Origin of the sequence: Fulvivirga imtechensis AK7 (assembly GCF_000331535.1) — a bacterium.
GTDB classification, from domain to species: Bacteria; Bacteroidota; Bacteroidia; order Cytophagales; family Cyclobacteriaceae; genus Fulvivirga; species Fulvivirga imtechensis.
Window position 1 is genome coordinate 1 of sequence record NZ_AMZN01000085.1, and the last position, 19,249, is coordinate 19,249.

Annotated in this window: 17 protein-coding genes; 12 read left to right on the plus strand and 5 right to left on the minus strand. The window is 41.7% G+C overall.

Translation table 11 applies throughout. The annotated features are described in order from the left end of the window. Nucleotides 1-118: 118 nt before the first annotated feature. The 5 genes from C900_RS22685 to C900_RS22705 form a co-directional block, all read right to left on the minus strand. Complete coding sequence (locus tag C900_RS22685) at nt 119-2,296, minus strand: S9 family peptidase (RefSeq protein WP_009582604.1); 2,178 nt, start codon at nt 2,294-2,296, stop codon at nt 119-121. 196 nt (nt 2,297-2,492) lie between these two features. After that, nucleotides 2,493-3,197 (minus strand): energy transducer TonB, encoded by a 705-nt coding sequence (locus C900_RS22690; RefSeq protein ID WP_040497348.1) that lies wholly within the window; start codon nt 3,195-3,197, stop codon nt 2,493-2,495. Nucleotides 3,198-3,311: 114 nt separating this feature from the next. Then, on the minus strand, nt 3,312-4,181 hold the full coding sequence (locus C900_RS22695; protein WP_009582607.1) for a fructosamine kinase family protein: 870 nt from the start codon (nt 4,179-4,181) through the stop codon (nt 3,312-3,314). Continuing rightward, nucleotides 4,178-5,311 (minus strand): trans-sulfuration enzyme family protein, encoded by a 1,134-nt coding sequence (locus tag C900_RS22700; RefSeq protein WP_009582609.1) that lies wholly within the window; start codon nt 5,309-5,311, stop codon nt 4,178-4,180. Before C900_RS22700 ends, C900_RS22695 begins: the two co-directional genes overlap by 4 nt. A gap of 204 nt (nt 5,312-5,515) precedes the next feature. Then, nucleotides 5,516-6,448, minus strand: coding sequence for a hydrogen peroxide-inducible genes activator (locus C900_RS22705; protein ID WP_009582610.1), 933 nt, complete (start codon nt 6,446-6,448; stop codon nt 5,516-5,518). 213 nt (nt 6,449-6,661) lie between these two features. Here C900_RS22705 and C900_RS28830 point away from each other — a divergent pair, with 213 nt between their 5' ends. The 12 genes from C900_RS28830 to C900_RS22765 all read left to right on the plus strand — a co-directional run bounded on the left by C900_RS28830 (nt 6,662) and on the right by C900_RS22765 (nt 19,125). Beyond that, on the plus strand, nt 6,662-7,012 hold the full coding sequence (locus tag C900_RS28830; RefSeq protein WP_009582613.1) for a hypothetical protein: 351 nt from the start codon (nt 6,662-6,664) through the stop codon (nt 7,010-7,012). 72 nt (nt 7,013-7,084) lie between these two features. Further along, a complete protein-coding gene (locus C900_RS22715) occupies nt 7,085-7,750 on the plus strand; it encodes a hypothetical protein (RefSeq protein ID WP_040497349.1) in 666 nt (221 codons plus the stop codon). 269 nt (nt 7,751-8,019) lie between these two features. Then, nucleotides 8,020-8,838 (plus strand): sensor histidine kinase, encoded by an 819-nt coding sequence (locus tag C900_RS22720; RefSeq protein WP_009582616.1) that lies wholly within the window; start codon nt 8,020-8,022, stop codon nt 8,836-8,838. Continuing rightward, nucleotides 8,810-9,466: a response regulator transcription factor gene (locus tag C900_RS22725; protein WP_009582618.1), complete on the plus strand. Its 657-nt coding sequence runs from the start codon at nt 8,810-8,812 to the stop codon at nt 9,464-9,466. The genes C900_RS22720 and C900_RS22725 overlap by 29 nt, the downstream gene beginning before the upstream one ends. A gap of 379 nt (nt 9,467-9,845) precedes the next feature. Beyond that, the gene (locus C900_RS22730) at nt 9,846-10,301 is read left to right on the plus strand and encodes a response regulator (RefSeq protein ID WP_009582622.1); all 456 of its coding nucleotides are present in this window, start codon (nt 9,846-9,848) and stop codon (nt 10,299-10,301) included. 346 nt (nt 10,302-10,647) lie between these two features. Beyond that, the gene (locus tag C900_RS22735; RefSeq protein WP_009582623.1) at nt 10,648-11,763 is read left to right on the plus strand and encodes a hypothetical protein; all 1,116 of its coding nucleotides are present in this window, start codon (nt 10,648-10,650) and stop codon (nt 11,761-11,763) included. Between the two features lies 1 nt (nt 11,764). After that, nucleotides 11,765-12,844 (plus strand): S8 family peptidase, encoded by a 1,080-nt coding sequence (locus tag C900_RS22740; protein WP_009582624.1) that lies wholly within the window; start codon nt 11,765-11,767, stop codon nt 12,842-12,844. Next, nucleotides 12,841-14,886 (plus strand): hypothetical protein, encoded by a 2,046-nt coding sequence (locus C900_RS22745; protein WP_040497351.1) that lies wholly within the window; start codon nt 12,841-12,843, stop codon nt 14,884-14,886. The genes C900_RS22740 and C900_RS22745 overlap by 4 nt, the downstream gene beginning before the upstream one ends. A gap of 2 nt (nt 14,887-14,888) precedes the next feature. After that, a complete protein-coding gene (locus C900_RS22750; protein WP_009582628.1) occupies nt 14,889-15,926 on the plus strand; it encodes a patatin-like phospholipase family protein in 1,038 nt (345 codons plus the stop codon). A gap of 14 nt (nt 15,927-15,940) precedes the next feature. Beyond that, nucleotides 15,941-17,380: a membrane dipeptidase gene (locus tag C900_RS22755; RefSeq protein WP_009582629.1), complete on the plus strand. Its 1,440-nt coding sequence runs from the start codon at nt 15,941-15,943 to the stop codon at nt 17,378-17,380. Nucleotides 17,381-17,498: 118 nt separating this feature from the next. After that, a complete protein-coding gene (locus tag C900_RS22760; RefSeq protein ID WP_009582630.1) occupies nt 17,499-18,164 on the plus strand; it encodes a hypothetical protein in 666 nt (221 codons plus the stop codon). Further along, a complete protein-coding gene (locus C900_RS22765; RefSeq protein WP_040497352.1) occupies nt 18,148-19,125 on the plus strand; it encodes a hypothetical protein in 978 nt (325 codons plus the stop codon). Before C900_RS22760 ends, C900_RS22765 begins: the two co-directional genes overlap by 17 nt. Nucleotides 19,126-19,249 lie beyond the last annotated feature (124 nt).

Genomic DNA, 19,249 nt, shown 5'->3' on the forward strand with positions numbered 1-19,249 from the left:
CTATGTCATTATCCTCAAAATCAACTGAAAGTTGTTGGTTACCTTGGGATGACATTCTTAGCATTTGTGTGGCCCCGGCAAAAGCAACAGGCAAATGAACTAGATTAATTTCAATTTCTTACAGGTTCTCCAGCACCCAGTCTGTCATCATAGTAAATAAATGCATGCGTGCATTGTCTCTGTAAATGCCATGTGCTCGATCCGGGTAGTAAAATGAATCGAATTGTTTGCCTGCTGCTATCAAAGCATTTTGCAGTGCCACAGCGTTTTGAAAATGTACGTTATCATCTCCCGTGCCATGAATAAGCAGAAAATTTCCCTTTAGCCTGGCCGCATGTGTCGTGGGAGAATTATCATCATAACCCGAAGCATTGTTTTGTGGTGTATCCATATAGCGCTCGGTATAAATAGTATCGTAATACCTCCAGTTGGTAACGGGAGCTACCGCTATTGCAGCTTTGAACACCTCTGATCCCTTGAATAACGCAAGAGAAGACATATATCCACCATAGCTCCAGCCCCAAATACCAATTCTGCCTTCATCCACATAAGGAAGGCCGGCCAAATACTTCGCCCCCTGAATATGATCTTCTACTTCGTATTTACCTAATTGCTTATAGGTGATCTTTTTAAATGCCGCACCTCGTCCTCCTGTACCCCGCGTGTCTATTACTGCTACAATATAGCCTTCCTGTGTAAGCATCTGGTGCCAATAGTAGTGGCTGCCTCCACCCCATGAGTTGAGCACATTTTGAGATCCCGGGCCGCTATACTGATAGATAAGCACCGGGTATTTTTTTGTAGGGTCAAAATTTTCAGGCTTTAGCATATAGCCGTTAAGCGCTGTGCCATCTACGGTCTTGAAAGTGAAAAATTCTTTAGACTGCAACCCATACTCCTTAGCTACAGATTCCAGTTTTTTGTTGTCTTCAAGTACTTTCACCTTCTCATTTCCCTGAGTTCGGTAAAGCGTAACCCTCAATGGCTGCTCAGCACTGGAGTAATAGTCGATGTAATACTTTTGATCATCACTCATGCCGATGCCGTGATTACCTTTTTCATTGGTCAGTAGCTTCTTGCCCTTTCCAGAAATATCTACAGAATAGAAGTATTTTTCCAGGGGAGATCCTTCATTTGAAGTGTAGTAAATGGTTGTTTTTTTACCCTTTTCATCCACCCCTTCCAGAGATAGTACCTCCCATTGACCGGAGGTGATCTGGTTTTTCAGTTCGCCATTGACAGTATAAAGATAGAGGTGTTTGTAACCGTTCTTTTCACTGGCATGTATAAAATGCTTACCATCTTTGAGATAGGTAAGGTCATCTACGAAATCAACATCAACATATGTATCGTATTTTTCACTTAATATCTCTTTCAGCTCGCCAGTATTTGTATTTAAGTGTAGAATGTCGAGTTTATTCTGAAGCCTGTTGAGGCGCACCAGTGATAACACCTTCGGATCAGGCGTTTGTTTGATCCTGGCAATGTAAAACTCCTTCTCTTTGCTCAGCTCAACAGGAGTGCTTTTGTTTCCTTCCAGGTGGTAGACCGTTCCCGTTACCGTAGAGTTATCCTCGCCTGCTTTAGGGTATTTGAAGCGGTAGTCTTCAGGATATAACTGACCGTTGTGCCATACCTGCATGTTGTATTCTTTCACTCCACTCTCATCAAAAGTAAGGTAGAAGAGACTCTTGCCATCGCCTGACCATTCGAAAGCACGGGTAAAAGAAAGCTCCTCCTCATATACCCAGTCGGTGCTGCCGTGAATGATATGGTTAAATTTACCATCCTTGGTCACCTGCACTTCAGACATGTCGCCAAGGTTAATGTAAAAAAGGTTATTATCCCTCACAAATGCTATTTTAGTACCATCTGGCGAGAAAGTGGCATAAGATTGAGGATCTCCTTTCGACAATTTTTTCAGCTCCTTGTTTTGCAGATCATATACATAAAACTCCGCCTTATACGACCTTCGATAAATGCTTTGACGCTCCGTCATCAGCAACACCTTCATTTCATCATCGCTGAAGCTATAGCTATTGAACTTTATAGAAGGACTAAGGCTGCTGCCGTCTACAATAGTCTCTACTTTTTCACCGGTGGTAACGTCAAACTTTACAATGTCATTACCCTCCTGAGCGCTGTAGTAACGGCCATCATTCATCCAGTTAATGCCGTAGACACTCTTTTGACTAAAAGTGCCGTTTTTGTAAATATCTGCTACCGTAATATCTTTTTGAGCAAAGACAAAAGCAGATATGAAAAGTGACAAAGTCAGTGATAAGATCTTCTTCATTATAATTATGGACTTTTAAATCGTGTTTTAAACTTAAGCCCATAAATTTAAAAAATCTGCCCCTGAAACGAACTACCGCTCAAATAACTGTCAAATTTCTGTTTACTGTTTTTCAGATCTCAGATTTACTCATACGCACGCGCATGCACACTTCCCCTCGTGAACCTCCGCTGTGCTACGGTTTCAGATTTCAAGACTAACTGTCCTCAGTAGGAAAGGTTATTGGTAGCTCAATTTTCATTTTTGCCGGCTGGCCATTTTTAGTTGCGGGCTTCCACTTCATGTCCGTTTCCTTTACCGCGCTGATGGCTGCTTGATGAATGGCTTTCATAGACTCCTCATTTCCAATGTAGTACATGTATTCAGAGGCACTTACGTCTGTAATATTACCTTTTTCATCAATAGTGAGTTCAATAAAAACAGTTTCCCCACCAACATCTTCAGGTGCACTAAGGTTTGCTTCCAGAGCCTCAAAATAAGCTTCATAACCTCCTTCCGGTTCTGCCACCGAATCTATCCCTTTATTGAATTCTGCCCTTAGAGAGTCTCTGCGGGAATAATTCTCTCCAAGAAACTTTTCTAGTTTATCCAGTTCATCAGGACCTTCTATTCCATCGATTTCCACCTGAAAGTTTCCCTGAACCGTTCTGATCTCTCCATCCCGCGTAGGCACATAGGCAAACTCCATTCCCGGATATTTTTCAACAAATTCATGTACAAAAGGGTCTTCCACTCCTTTTCCATCACTTTCATAAGCCTCTGTTCTACTCACAGCTTCTGTTTTCTCTTTCTCCCGATCTTCAGTGTTTGTTTTTTCGCAGTTGGTGAGGAAACTCATAGTAAACAACCCGGTAAGCATGATGAATACGTGAAGATTGATATGTGATCCCTGCTGTTTCATTCTGACGATGATTTGGTTTGCTATCACCAATCAAAATATCATACCAATCGAAGAAACGGCTGTTAATGCCGATTTTAGCGTTTCCAAAAAATAATGTTGTAGAAAAATGTCCCATCAGGTGAACCTTTTCAATAGGTGCATCACCTGATGGTAGTAGCCCCCTCCAAAAAGGTTGACATGAACCAGTAGTGGGTAGATGTTATAAATATCGAAGCGCTCCTGATAGCCCGCTTCCATGGGAAAAATTTCCTGGTAGGCTTCGTAAAATGAATTATCGAAGCCTCCGAAAAGTTGGGTAAAAGCCATCTCTATTTCTCTGTGAGAAAATGAAACAGCAGGATCAACAATGGCAGGAGCGCCATACTGATCAGTCATTAAGTTGCCGCTCCATAGGTCGCCATGAATAAGAGACGGAGCTCCTCCTGCTAATAACTCCGGAAGCTTTAGTTCCAACTCATCAAAACTGCGTATATCTGAGCTGCTCATTTTGCCGGAATCCAGCGCCATCTTCAGTTGTGGTCGTAACCTGTTCTTTATAAAAAAGTCAACCCAACTCTGCTGTAGGCTATTGTTTTGCGGAAGTGATCCGATATAATTGTTGTGGTCAAGTCCAAACTGTTCCTGAGTAACCTTATGCAGGCAGGCGATCGATTCTGCCAGATTTTCCCAATATTTTGCTACTCGTCTGCCGGAAGAAATTATCTCCATTAATATGGCAGAATATACCTCGCCCTCGAGTACATCCGTTACCCGGGGCACCGTAATACAATTGGGTTTGCGCAACTCACTCAGGCCTTTGGCTTCGGTGGTGAACATATCCGGAAATCTTCTGGCCGAATTCCACTTCAAAAACAATTCTCCCTTTTTACCATTTATCCGCCCTCCATTATTAATACAACCCCCTGAGGCTGGAGTAAAGGATTGAAGTACACCAACATGCTCCTCACAAAATGCCCTTACTTCTTCCGGTATACTGTTTATCATAAATTCAATGCCTGGTCGAGATCAGCCATCAGATCGTCAGCGTATTCAATACCCACCGACAGTCTTAGCAGTTGATCAGAAATGCCTACCTTAGCTCTTTCTTGTTTTGAAATTTTTGAGTGTGAGGTTTGTGCTGGCGATGTTATAGTGCTCTCAATGCCACCCAGACTCATGGCCGGCTTGATCAGTTGCAATGCTTTAACAAACATGTCGGGATCCGTTCTTACTTCAAAAGATAACATTCCACCAAACCCTTTCATCTGGCTTTTTGCCAGTTCATGGCCCTCATGGCTAGTTAACCCCGGATAATAGACATTGTTTACTTTCGGGTGGCCTTTTAAAAACTCACTGATCCTTTGAGCGTTGTTATTCTGCTGATTTACCCTGAGGGCCAGTGTTTTAAGACTTCTTTCCAATAAGTAACACATCTGTGCATTAAGGCTACCCCCAAAGTGAATAGCAGAACCCCAAATTTTTTCATTAAGCTCTTTGGAAGTTACTGCCACGCCACAGCATATATCGCTGTGGCCTCCCAAATATTTGGTGCCGCTATGCACCACTACATCTATGCCCAGATCAATAGGATTTTGATTGATGGGGGAGGCAAAGGTGTTGTCAATGACTGATACCAGGTTATTGGCTCGCGCTAATTGAGCAATAGCTCGGATGTCTATTAATTTTAATAATGGATTAGAAGGTGTTTCAATATAGATGAGCCTGGTATTTGGTTTCAACGCTTTTTTGTAGCCGGCAATATCCATTCCATCCACAAGTGTATAGTCTATTCCAAACTTCTCCATTTCTTTGGTGATAGCGTGGTGCGTACCTCCGTAGAGGTCATTTTGGAAGATAGCATGATCACCGGTTTTGAGGAATGAAAACAGCACGGTAGAAATGGCGGCCATACCCGAACTAAAAACGGTGGCTGCCTCGCCATTTTCCAGTGCAGCCAGTTTTTCCGCTACCACACGCTGGTTAGGAGTGTTGAAATAGCGTGGATAGGCATGGATATCTACATCCACATAATCATAAGCCGTAGAAGGATAAATAGGTGTGACAGCGCCTCTTGTTTTCTCATCTATGATGCCCCCGGTATGAACGCATTGAGTCTGTTTGTTCTTACTATTCATGTGTAAAATAATTTAGTATTGAATATTAGTATTGAGTATTGAGACTGTATTTACGATTTACGAATTGAGCGGCAAGCCGCAAGTTTAAAGCATGAAGCTCTCCTTGCCTACTGCTTCCGCTACTGCCGGCTCATGTGGGCTTGCCCCATCACTATATTGCTATCGGGATTTGGTTTAGCTTTATGGTCATTTCATGCATTTTCCTTATTTCCATTTAATGACTTCTCCATGTTTTTGGATATTAATATAATCGGGAATAGCATTTAATATCTCCTTATGCAGGGCCTCTACGAGCTTTCTTTTTAAATAGCTTTTGTGCATCATCAGGCTCACCTCCCTGACGGGTTTCGGGTCTTCAAAAGATCGCAATTTCGCTTTGCTGGACTTATCGAAATCCAATGTAGCCAACTCTGGCAGCAGCGTCATGCCCCCGTGTTTGTCTACGATTTTCTTCAGCGCCTCCAGCGATCCACTTTCATATTTGAACTGTGTGTCACGCTCTTTGTAGGTGTGGCAAAGGTTCAGCACCTGATCTCTGAAACAGTGCCCTTCGTTGAGCAGCCATATTTCATTGGCAGGTATGCTGTTTATGGATAGTTTTTCGTCCTTGAAGAACGTGCTCCGGTGAGATACATAAGCATAAAACTCTTCATAAAATACCGGCTTGGTAACAAGGTTGGGATCAGTATAAGGCGTAACAATTATGCCAATGTCGAGTAGCTCATTGCGAAGCTTATGCACCACCTGCTCCGTGATCAGTTCCTCCACCTTGATCTTTACCTTAGGGTACCTTTCGATAAAATTATGGATGAAAAGTGGCAGCAGGTATGGTGATAAAGTAGGGATAATGCCGATCTTCAATTCTCCGGCTACCTCGCCTTTTTCCTCATCTACCAACTGCTGTATCTTTTTTGCTTCGGAAACTGCTACCCTGGCCTGTTGGATAACCCTTTTACCAATGTCGGTCGGAGAGATCGGCTGCTTACTACGATCAAAGATCACCAGGCCCAACTGGTCTTCCAGCTTCTGGATCTGCATACTCAAGGTAGGCTGTGTAACAAAACAGGCTTCTGCGGCCTTACCAAAATGGCGATAGTTATCTACCGCGATAATATACTCAAATTGGATGAGGGTCATGAACAATAATTTAGTTGCCGAAAATTACATAATTATTTCAATGATTGAAGACATAAACCCCACCGGATATACCGGTGAAAGACCTCTGGAATAAAAAAATATGGCAAAAAATTTCATTTTTATGGAAGCACAGTAAAGGAAATGCCGAAATATTCATATATTGGAAGTTACTACTTACTTAACTTACTTATGTTTAACTAAAAACCTATAGCTATGGCATTTAATGGTAAAGAAGGAAAACCTATTACATTAGGACAGGCAAAACGATGGACAAAACGCTACCGGGATGAGCATCCGGGGGAGGTCAAAGCTTATTTTTTTGGGCGGGATCATATTGAGCAGCTTCTTAACGAGCGGAGTAAAGATGGAGCAAGCAAAGGGATTAGAATATATTTTGCTGTTGATGATGATGGTAAGAAAAGGTTAATTTTGGTTGCAGCTACTGAAAACCAAAATAATATTCTTCCCACAGATGAAGGAAAAGATGCTCCTGCTACAATTATTGACGATGGATCAGGCTGTCCTCCAGATTGTCCGAAAGATCCAAATGATCCTCTTTCTTAATCAATTGTTGTTGTTAAACCTGATCATTTTAGGTCAGGTTTTAACTAAATTTGAGAGTAAATATTTTTTCAGTTGGATTATACTCTCTATTATTATATAGCTGCTTTTTTGATGCTTTTAAGCTCAGGAATAGCATTTTTTATTGGGCTAAGACAAAGTGCCGGTACGTTAAGGGTGGTAGTGATTTATTTACTTGTTTCATTCTTATCGGATTTAATTTTTCGAATAGCCTACATATTTTTTGATTTCTATATTAAAACCGGTGTATTTTTTCGCCTTGTAGAATTTGTACTTCTTATTGAATTCTATTCCCTCATTCTTCAGTTGAAGAAGCTTACTATTTTCAAGAGGTTTATACAAGTTATATCAGTGGTTTTATATATTGTTATTTTTGAGTTTGATCTCACATTAATGAGAACCACCAATAGTGTTTTTTTTAGTCTATTGTCAACAGGTTTTTTTATAAAAATGATCATGGAAATGAAAGTGAATGACCCACTGAAATTTCCACTTTTTTGGATCAACGCAGCCTTTTTAGTTTATTTTTCCGGGTCAGTTTTTTTTTCATTGTCTTTCGATATTCTTGGCAGGTTGCATGAAATGTCGGCAGTCTTGTCTTTTGGGTTTCATAACACATTGGGGCTAGCCAAGAATATTCTAATTGCTATTGCTTTCTGGATTTCATATAAGCATTCCGATTGGGACAAATCACTTTTGGAGATAAAAGAAAGAAAATGAGGAGTGGAAACCCAAACATCCACTGCATTGGGAGAATTTTGACTTGCATACAATATCCGACAGAATTTTACGGGGTTTTTGTAGGATACTGAAATTAGAAATAAGATAATTCACTCTGGTATTGCCCAGATGACAGACGTTGCGCTAAACGCACTCTAGGGAGGTGAAGTACAATTGAAAGCGAAAGATATGAATGGTAAAAAAAATATTTTTTACAATAGGATTCCGGAAAGGGTGTAAATTGGCTATTTCAAAAGATCCCGATTGATATGGATAATGCTGCAACAAACATCATAGCACTGCTTATCGTAGGTACCTCAGTGATGCTCCTGCTGGCCGGGGCCATTATCTTCTTCGTCATCTATTACCAGAAACGAATGCTTCAGAATAAAATAGCCACGCAGGAACTAGAGGCAGATTATCAAAGACAATTACTACAATCTACTATCGATTCGCAGGAAAAAGAAAGAAAGAGGATTGCCTCAGACCTGCACGATGGCGTGGGAGCTATGCTATCTGCCGCCAAGCTTAATCTGAATATGCTTCGTAGCGGCACCATACCCATGGAGGAGCTTTCGGAGGCCATTGGCGAGACAAAAGAGATGATCGATGACACCATAGATACCGTTCGTAGAATATCCAAGGATCTTTTGCCCTCCTCACTCGAAGCTTTTGGATTATCGAAGGCAGTTGAGGAGCTTTGCACAAAGCTGGACAATCCACAGACAAGTGTAAAGTTTGAGGAGAAAAATGAGCCTCATACGCTGTCGCAGCAGGAAGAATTACTTATCTTCAGGATGATTCAGGAATTGATCAACAATGCCCTGAAACATGCCGAAGCATCAGAAATAGCAGTTTATCTTGATTGGGGAAAGCCACTCACAATAGTAGTGACCGATGATGGCAAAGGCTTTAACCTGGAGGAGATCAGAGGGGATATCAAGAAAGGAGTAGGATTATACAGCATTGAGAACCGGGCCAGTCTTATAGGAGGTGATGTTGAATTTAAAAGCGAACCCGGAACGGGTTCTACCGTAAAGATCATAATAAAGAAGGAGCATGAGCAAGATCAAAGTCTACATAGCTGATGACCAGACACTCTTCCGTAAAGGGATGGGCCGCTTGGTACGCTCGTTTCCCAATGTCAGCGAGGTAAAAGAGGCGAGTAATGGCAAAGAGCTGCTCGACCTGATCAAAGAGGAAAAACCGGATGTTATTCTGATGGACCTCGAAATGCCGGTGATGGATGGTATAGAGGCTACGGAAAAAGTGCTGGCCAAATATCCCAATATTAAAATAGTGGTGCTGTCCATGCATGACAGTCAGCAGCATATTTTCTACCTGATGGAGTTGGGAGCGCATGCCTTCCTGCTTAAAAATGCAGAACCAGAAGAAGTACAGGAAGCCATAAACGCAGTGCTTAAAAATGACTTCTACCAAAACCAACTGGTAGTAGAAGCTTTGCGCAAAGGCGCCATGGACAAGAAAAAAGCGGAAATGCGACCGGTATTTCAAAACTCCGCTTCGCTGACCGATCGTGAAAAGGAAATTTTATTGCTCATCTGTCGTGAACTCACTATGAAGGAGATCAGCGACAAACTTTCTCTGTCTGAAAAGACCGTACATAACCACCGCGCCCGAATGATGGACAAGCTGGGCGTCCGCAACACCGTAGGACTCGTGAAGTATGCCTACGATAGTGGTTTATTGGAATAATGCCTCTTGTCACTGGCCTCTGGTCGCTGGTTGTTTGGTGACTATTCTCAATGAAATAGCAGTTTTGAATTTCGGGCAGAATATTGGCAGCACAATGGAGACCAAGCGACTAGAAACCAGCAACAAGTAACCAGAGGCCAGTAGCCAGCGACCAGAAACCAGCCACCAGCATTAGGTAAATTTACCCAATTTCATAGGGAAAATTCCCCATACGATGTTCGCCTAAAAATCAGCATTATATTTTATAAATATTTGATAGACAGTCACTTAAATGTAAACCTTGTCTTTACCAGCATTGGCCGCTTGTGTTCGGACCAGAAATTTTTATCCTTTTACTTTTATAATTTGACCTCTCATACAGGTGATACCCATGAGAGAGATGAAAAGGAAAAAACTACTTATTATCCATAAGGATGACAGCACCAGAAGGGAGATGCACAACATCCTTTCTCACTTTGATTTTGATCTGGTTTATGCTGATGACGCGCTTCATGGTTTGTATGCTGCAAAATCTGCCAGTCCCGATCTTATAATCAGTGAGGTAAACGTTGCTATACTCAACGGGCTGGAGATGTGCCAGATGATAAGGAATGATAAAGAGATCAGAGGTATACCGATGATCCTATTGCATAATGAGCTCGATCTGGAATATATAAGGAAGGCTAAGCTTATTGAGGTAAATGCATTTCTCATCAAACCTTACCTTGACAACTCGCTCATATATGCTATCAAGAGTGCTTTGCATGAAGATGACCTGCACATCAACAAAAACAGAAGGCCTCTGAGGTATGAAGATTGTAAGGTTCCTGTTCTTTCGAAGGTGCAGTATGCTTAAAAACGGTTTGTATCCGTCAGAAACTGCTGCCTTCCCAATAGAATAAAAAGTGATTTTGAGACTTAGGGAAAAGTGCCTGGTCTCTTTATAGTTGAATAACTTTAATAATCTCGCTGCCAGCCCCTCTAAAAAAGGAGATTAGGTAAAAGAGCTTCAAAAGCTCTGAAAGTGGCGGGTTTTGATTGCGGAACTTCTTATGACGCCTTCGAACTAAAATTCGAGGCGTCATTAAGGAGTTAATTTTTTGATAATGGTATTTTAACCAGGATGGTCCTTTCCAAAAGTGATGTAATATCTTCTTGCAGAATAACCTATTTCATTTCATTATAAATATTAAATTAACACCATGTTTGGTTCCGAAATCCTCGAAATAGTTATAGGGCTGATATTCGTATACCTGCTCCTGAGCTTGCTTGCTACCACTATTAATGAAATTATCACCACTTCCTTCTCCTCAGCGCGGGGGAAAATACTGCAAAAGGCCATCCGCACGATGCTAAGCGATCGGTTCGATCCCAAAGAAGACCTTGCAGACCAAGCTGCCGGAAGCCCACGAGATCTGGGAACGGCTTTTTATGCACATCCCATGATTTATCGGTTCGCCAAAAAAGGGAAGAAAGGGCTTCCTTCTTACCTATCGAAAAAGAATTTCTCACTTGTGGTGATAGACCTTTTAGGCGAGGACAATTCAATTGACCGGTCATTCAAAAGTATCGAAGAGACTGTAAGCAAGCTACCCGAAGGTGACACCAAAACTTTGCTGTTGACTTTAATTGTCAATGCAGAAGGAAGTATTGATAAATTCAGGGCATTGCTTGAAAACTGGTTTGACGAAATGATGCAAAGAGCTACCGGGTGGTACAAAAGACATGTGCAAACCATATTGCTTTTTATCGGTCTTGGCATCAGCATCATTTTTAATGCGGATACCTTTCAGATAGCCAAAAAACTATCTGTCGACCCGGAGGCGAGAGCGCAGATCGTTAAAATGGCGGAAGAATACCAGGAAAGGATTATTGCTCCGGATACCGCTAAAAGCGACTCGCTTACCAAGCCCACATTTATAAAAAGAATGTGTAGCGACACCACCATCGACTCTTTGGACAGAAAAGTATGGTGCAAACTGGATTCGCTCAACCAGCAGGTTGACTATTTGGTGCAGGATCAGCTTAACCAGGCTACCAGTGTTTTGGGGCTGGGATGGAATGTGCCATCATTCAGCTATGGCAAAAAAGAGTCACAATGGAAAAAGCCATTCTGGTATGCCGGGAAATATATTACCTGGTTTTGGAGTGAGTTGTCCATTTCCAAAATAATCGGATGGCTCATCACGGCATTGGCAGTTTCACTGGGTGCGCCCTTTTGGTTCGACCTGTTGAATAAGGTGATGAAGATCAGGGGTACGGGTAGCAAGCCAGAGGAAGAAGAGGCTAAAAGCGCCAAACGCCAGCCGGTAGGATAATATGAAAACCGTCAAGGCTCAAATTGAAGTGCAAATCCGCTCTAAGGAGCCACATCGCAGGAATTGGAATAAAAAGGGTGTGATCTATCCGGGTTTTGAAGTTGAAGTAATCGATGAAAAAACCGGGGAAGAAATTGATGGCAATGATGTATGGTATCAGGACAAAAACGGAGATTTTTATTGGAGTGGTGGGTTTGAAATTATTGGCAAAACTGATATTTCTCTGAACGTTGAGGGAGTTGACGCCAAACTGGACTGGTGGCAAAAACAATATGAAATAGAAAAACTGTGGACAGCCCTGTCAACAACTGGTGAAGGGACCGAAATCACAATAATTGATTCAGGAATAGATTTAAGTAGCATCTATTTTAATCAATCAAAAATTACCGGAGTAAGTGTTGTTTCAGATACAATTCAAGATAATTTAGGTCATGGAACAAAAGTAGCTAGCATTGTTGCTGGTAATGGAGTTGATTTTATTGGAGCCGCACCGGGGGCAAAGCTATTTGTAATAAAATATTATGATACGGCATTGCCACTTGCTGCTAATTTAATTGATGCCTTAAAGCAGGTGCCTGAAAGCTCAGATGCTGTTGTTATCTCGTCCGGATTTCTTTCTCAGGATATTTCCTCTCAGCAGAAAACCACCATGCAAGCCATTATAAATAAACTGGCAAACAGGACTCCCATTTTTTGCTCCGTTGGAGATGATTTCAATCACGATGATAATGCCTTCTCCCGCTACCCTTCCGCTCTTGATAAAACTATATCGGTAGCATCTGTCGGTAAAGACAGGCTAGTGTGTTCTTTCAGTACGAAATCCGATCATGTGGACATAGCAGCTCCTGGTGCCGAAATGAAAGTTATCGGACTTAATAATACTTTAGCGAAGGATTCGGGCTCCAGTTTTTCCAGTCCATTACTTGGGGCGCTGGTTAGTCTTTTCAAGGCCAAATTCAATGATATTTCAAATCCGGAGATTGCGGCTAGACTGGTTGAGAGTTGTGATCCACAAACTAACGTCCAACTATATGGCAAAGGAATAGTAAATCCGATAAAAACATTAAATTCATTCAAATGATAAAATCTAACCTATTACTAACTTTTATCTTCTTTATAACCTGTAGCTATGGGCAGATAGCCTATCATGACGCACTACTGCTTGAACAACATATTGTAGACGGAAAACTATCGCCTGACAGTGCCAAGGTAGCCGCTTTCATTTCAATCTTAAAAAAACATCTTCCTGAGGATTTAAAAGATAAACCTGATGGGGTAATTCTGTCAAGGCTACAAAATACTCAAAGCAGTCACTACAACCCTTTTCTTGCAGATATTTTGCCTCCAGATGCACTTGTAACACATTCCATTTCAACGAAAAGCACATCTGAGAAAGCCTCTTTTTCCTTGGCTTCGATTGGAAACCTCAACGTAACCAACCTTGCTGACGGATTAGCCAAATTTCTGGTAGCGCGAGCTAAAGAAGAATTGTCAGTAGCATTTTTTGCAAAATTTCAAAAAGAGTTGGAAAAGCATGAGCAACTGGAGATCATTTTTCCGGTTACGTATCAAAACCTGCAGATCATCGGCAATGAGATCTATCAATTTTCTGCATACATAGAACTCCTCCGCCAAGGTTTTCAAAAAGATCTCGCCAACATCCTCCCCAACTTGCAAAAGTTGATCAACGACCCGGCAATGAACCCTGTCTTCAAAGAACTCCCGGAGCTTAGGGCAGTGTTATCCGATGGACTCTATATTGCAATACGGCTCAAACAAGGAGATCATGTTGGAAATGCCGTTGACAGCTATATCAGTTTTCAGGCTAAAAAGGATAGTCTTGATAAAATCAATACCAACCTGTATCCCTCGGTAGTTTTACTGAATATTTTTTCACAATCGCTAAGGGCTACCAATGACGACAGCTACTGGATCTCTCTTCAGCAGATGAAAAAGCTGGAGAATACCACGATACTTACACTTTACATGGGTCTGGTTTATCACCAGATCATAAATTTCGAAAAACAGCACAATGTATCCCTGATAATTGCTGGAAAAACCGTACTCGAAGTACTTCAAAAGGCAGATGAAAGCGTTCAGGCCATGCAGACTTTCAGGGCTACTTATCTGGAGCCACTATTGGCCACTGGAAAATTAGTGGATCAACGTTTTCATGCCATAAAAAAAGAACTTCGCGAGGGTGCCGAAAAACCCAGCTATGAAGAATATTTCGAACTAATGCAGGTTTCTGTTAACTTCATTAGTGAGATCAAAAACATTTACAAAGCCTTTGTTGAAGATCAAAAAGCTAAAGAGCAATCGAACGATCTGGATAAATACCTGGCACCCATCCAGTCTTTCGGCAATATCTACGTAGATGTTAACCAGAAAAACTATGTTTCGGCTATTTCTGAGTTTGCATTCCTTTATAAGAATACCATTATTGATAAGCTGAGGAAAAAAATTGATGACGGAAAAAAAGAACTGGAAGACCTGATGGAAAAGCATCAGGAAGTGATCGCTGCCCTGGTAAAATATGGAAATTTTGTAGCCGTGGTAGCGAAAGCTGAAACCAGCGATCAGGTGAAAGATGCTATTGAAGCTGTAGCTCTGCCAGCAGGAAGTGCAAGAATCAAGCGGGCTACGCAGTTCAACGTAGCGCTGAATGCCTACCTCGGAGGTCATTTTGGCAACGAATATTTGGAAGATCAGGTAGCAGGAAGAAGTAAATGGTCTAAAATATATGGTATCTCTGCTCCGATTGGCATAACCATAAGTACTGATCTTCATGGAAAGAAGGGCTCAGAGTTAGGATCGTTAAGCGCGATGATCAACCTGATCGACATAGGAGCTGTAGCCAGCTTCAGAACACAAAACGACTCTACGGCTAACATCCCCGAACTAAAACTTCAGAACATTTTAGCTCCCGGAGCCTTCGTAATCTGGGGAATTCCTCAAACGCCATTGTCTCTGGGCTATGGCTGGCAACGCGGACCCCAACTCCGTGAGATCACCATCAGCGCCAATGGTACTGAAAACACTATCGAATCATCAGCCTACCGCTGGAGTATTTTCTTTGCAGTAGACATACCGCTAATCAACTTTTACACTAAAACCAAATAGCTATGAACCACAATTTTCAAAACCTGGTATTTGAAGGCGGAGGGGTAAAGGGCATTGCATACGGAGGAGCGCTTGATGTGCTCAATGAAATGGGGATACTTTCTAACATCAAAAGAGTGGCCGGTACTTCGGCAGGGGCTATTAATGCTACTATGCTGGCCCTGGGATTTACCTGTACGGAAGTTTCCGACCTGATAGCCGCAACAAAATTCAATTCATTTGAAGATCACAGCCAGTTTTTGATCCCCAACCTGATGCGGATGTTCAAAAAATATGGTTGGAATAAAGGGCAGGCTTTCCAAAAGTGGATTGGAGAACAGATAGCCTTCAAAACCGGTAAGGCTGACTTTACCTTTCAAGACCTGCATAAGGCCGTTGAAAATGACGATAAAAACTGTTTTAGAGAGCTATATGTGGTATCTACCAACCTTTCGAAGCAGAAATATGTGGTTTTTTCTTATGAAACAACACCGGATGTAGCCATAAAAGATGCTGTGCGGATGTCGATGTCCATACCACTGTATTTTGAAGCTTTCCTGATGTCAAAAGATATTATGGTAGACGGAGGAGTATCGTACAACTATCCTATCAACCTCTTTGATCACAAACGCTTCCTTTCCCATCCGGATAATGGTGACGGAGTGGAGTACAGCAAAGAGGATGGTTATCAGTTTAACCACGAAACTTTAGGCTTCCGGTTAGACTCAACGCAAGTGATAGATTATGCCAAACGAGACTGGTCTATTCCGCCTGAAAACATCACCAACATAAAAACCTATGCGGGAGGACTGGTGAATTTTATGATGGAAATGGCCAACAAAGTACATCTTCATAAAAATGATTGGAACAGAACCATTTTTATTGATACATTGGATGTTAAAACAACAGACTTTGACCTGCCGGAGAGTAAGATCAAGGCGCTCATTGAAAGTGGTAAAGAGGGTGTACGTAAGTATTTCAATTGGAGAAACAATGATGCCGAATGGTGTAAAAAGCCTGTCCAAAAGGGGAAAAAGCCTGCAGCTACTGTGGTAGATTAATATTAACTTACAATATGTACTTCGATCTTCATTGTCACCCATCATTTAAGACCTTTCTTAGCAATAGAAAGGAGCACAAACGCACCAGTTGCTGGGAAACGCTCAATTTTGATATTGATGCCAACATCCTGGATTCTCAGGCGAGCTTTAAACAGCTCACCAAAGGGAAAGTAAAACTTGCGGTAGTGCCATTGCACAGCCTGGAGTGGGGCTTTGCCCGTAGCGGCCTGATCAAACTCGCAGCGGGGCTTTCGGTGCATATCGAAAAGCGCTTTATTCAGGCTATAGAAAAGAAGGAATATGGATACAATGAATTGATGCATGCGGAGCATCGGCACCTGGTCAAGTTCACCAATGTGCCGGCCATGAACACTGTAAAGCTGGTGAACAGCATGACCACAGATTTCGATGAAAATGATGGTAAGCTGCACCTGATACTGGCTGCGGAAGGAGGCCATAACTTTTATGATGACGGCCAGCTCGTGATAGATACCCAAGAGGTGCTTAACAACCTGCGCTACTTCAAGGACCCTGCTAACCCAAGGCTTTTATACGTTACGCTTACGCATCTTACGCATTCGGAGTACTGCACCCATGCCTATGGCATGAAGCTGATCAACCATAATGTGTTTTCCCCCAACAAAAAGGGGATCACCGAGCTGGGGGAAAAGTTTATTCAAGAAGCCCTTGACAATACGAACGGAAGAAGGATACTCATTGATATCAAACACATGAGTTGTGTAGCCCGAATGCAGTACTACAAGATCAGACAGCAGAAATTCCCTGACGCACCTATCATGGCCACTCATATGGGTGTGGCAGGAGTGTCATATAAGAACAAGCCGATCAGAAAAATAAAGGAAAAGCCCGCGAAAAATTGCGTGGAAGTATTTTACTACCGCAATCCCGGGTCTGTAGATACATACTTCAACCCATGGTCGATCAACTTGTATGATGAAGATATCCGGGAGATCGTGAAATCGGGAGGTCTTATCGGTCTGTCACTCGATCAGCGAATATTGGGAGTGGGCAACGTCAGCAGCGAAGTGTTTTGTCCTGACGAGTATACAGTTGCGGATTTCAAGCCGGTGAAGAAGCCAAAATACCATGTGCTGGACCACCAGAAATACCAGGATCCGGAAGAATGCAAAAAGTGGCACCTGAGGCACCTGTGCAACAACCTGCTCCATATCATTAAAGTAGGATCACAGGAAGTGGGCGACAAAGTATGGGATCACGTATGTCTGGGTTCCGATTTTGATGGCCTTATCGACCCCATCAATAGCTGTCGAAATGCCACTGAATACCCGAGCCTGTTCGGAGACATGGTGCAGCAACTGCCAGTAGTGGCTCAGGCTATGGGCGTGCCCCTGCCTCCTGCGCAAGTACAGCCCAGATTAAGGCAGTTTGTGTATGAAAATGCCGTAAAGTTTTTGAAGAAGCATTTTTCGTAAGAGCCATACTATTATCTTCCTGCTGAATGGTAAAAATCAATGAAATTTTGAATGAGTCTATGGAAAAATAGAGTATTTAAATTGACTCCCATAAATTAATATAGTTACTTACTGACATATGGAAACATTTGATTGGGGTGCGTATGTACAGACGTTTACATTAGGCGCATTTCCCTGGATAAGCCAGTTAAAGAAACTCGACATTCACTTTAAAAGTAAGGGGTTTGATGCTCATGGCATATATAATTTCTTTGCAAGTATTTTTTCTATGAGCATTTTTATTTACATGAGTGAGTCCTTACCATACGAGATTATAAATTTTCCTAGCTGGTGGATTTTCATTATTTCAGCCTTTGTACTCTGTCTAATTTATATCTTCATCTATATTTACTATAAGAATGATGTCAATAGTGACAAAATGAAATGGCCCATTTTTGTCAATTTTGTAAGCTATGTTCTACTGTTCTGCACTTTAACGACAGGGTTCGGCCTTTTGAAGGTTCATTATGGTTACTATTACTTTAAGGGTCGAGTTGTTAACGAAAAAGAGGAGCCGATATCTAGCGCGTTTCTTGAGGTAAGGGGCAATTCCAACGAAGTAATCAATGAATTTTACAGCGATGATAAGGGTGTCTTTAACATCCTCATCGCCAAGGATGACTTTGAAAAGTGTCGTAGTTTTATAATCTTGAAGGAGAACTACCATGAAGAGAAGGGTTACATTTCCAAAGCGGCTTTCAATGATCAAATTGAAAAAATTATTCTAAATGAATTTGAAGAATAAAATATACATAACCACTGTTTTGATGCTCTTGTCACTTCAAGTAACAACTGGTCAATCTACAATCAATATTGAGGGGTATGTCCGGTTTATTCCTGCCTGCGCCAATCCTGCTGTAAACATACAGGTATTTGAAAACGGTGAATTCAAAAGGTCGTTATTTGTAGAATCTACAAATCCGTATAGGTACAAAGGTGAAATTGAGAAGCTTTCTTCAAATAGTGTACTAGAGCTTAAGGTTCAGGTAGAAAACCCCTCAGACTACGGGGTAGATGCAAGATTTGACGCTAAATATTATCACCCACCAAAAAAGATAATTGTGAGAAAACTTCAGGACATAGCTTATGCCGCCATAGAAACATCTAGAGAGAAGTTTACTGAAGGCGACTATGCAAGTGCTATTCATGAATTGGAAAGCATCCTAAGCTTGGGGTATGACTATTCAGATGGCCAAACTTACTATATGGCCAAAATTCTTGCTGATTCTTATCGAAAAATTGGTCAACGGGAAAAGGGTATCCGAGTAATCACTGATAAAGTTCTTGATAATAACCTTAGTATAACGAATGGTCAAAAATTTGAGACTTACAAATTTCTCAGCCTTATGTATGCGGAAATGGAAGATTATAAAAATCAAAAAAATGTTCTCGAAAAGTTGACTGTAAGTGTTGAGTTAGACAAAATTCCCGAAGACAAAAAGTTAGCCTATTTCAAAGAGCGCTATGATAACCTCCTCAAATTTGGTGAATACAACAAGTTCAGAACTTACCCCGCCCTTGAATTCAGTAATTCAGTAGCTGGTGATAGCTCGTCAGTTGAATATGATGACTGGCAGCGTTTTATGATAGATCTGTCGGGATATGTCGATCTTGACTTGACAAGCAATGTCGAGAAGGATCCTCAACAGATACTAAAGCAAGTGGAGACATTGAATGCAGGCGGTTGGCAATCGGGTAGACAATAACTTTTAGTGGGATTCTTATAGGTGGCATGGTTATTCTATAATCTGTGGTTTAGCAGTACTACTACTACTTTTATCCCCGTCAGCACGGCTCCAAGCCGTCTGACGGATTATCAACCGAAAGGCT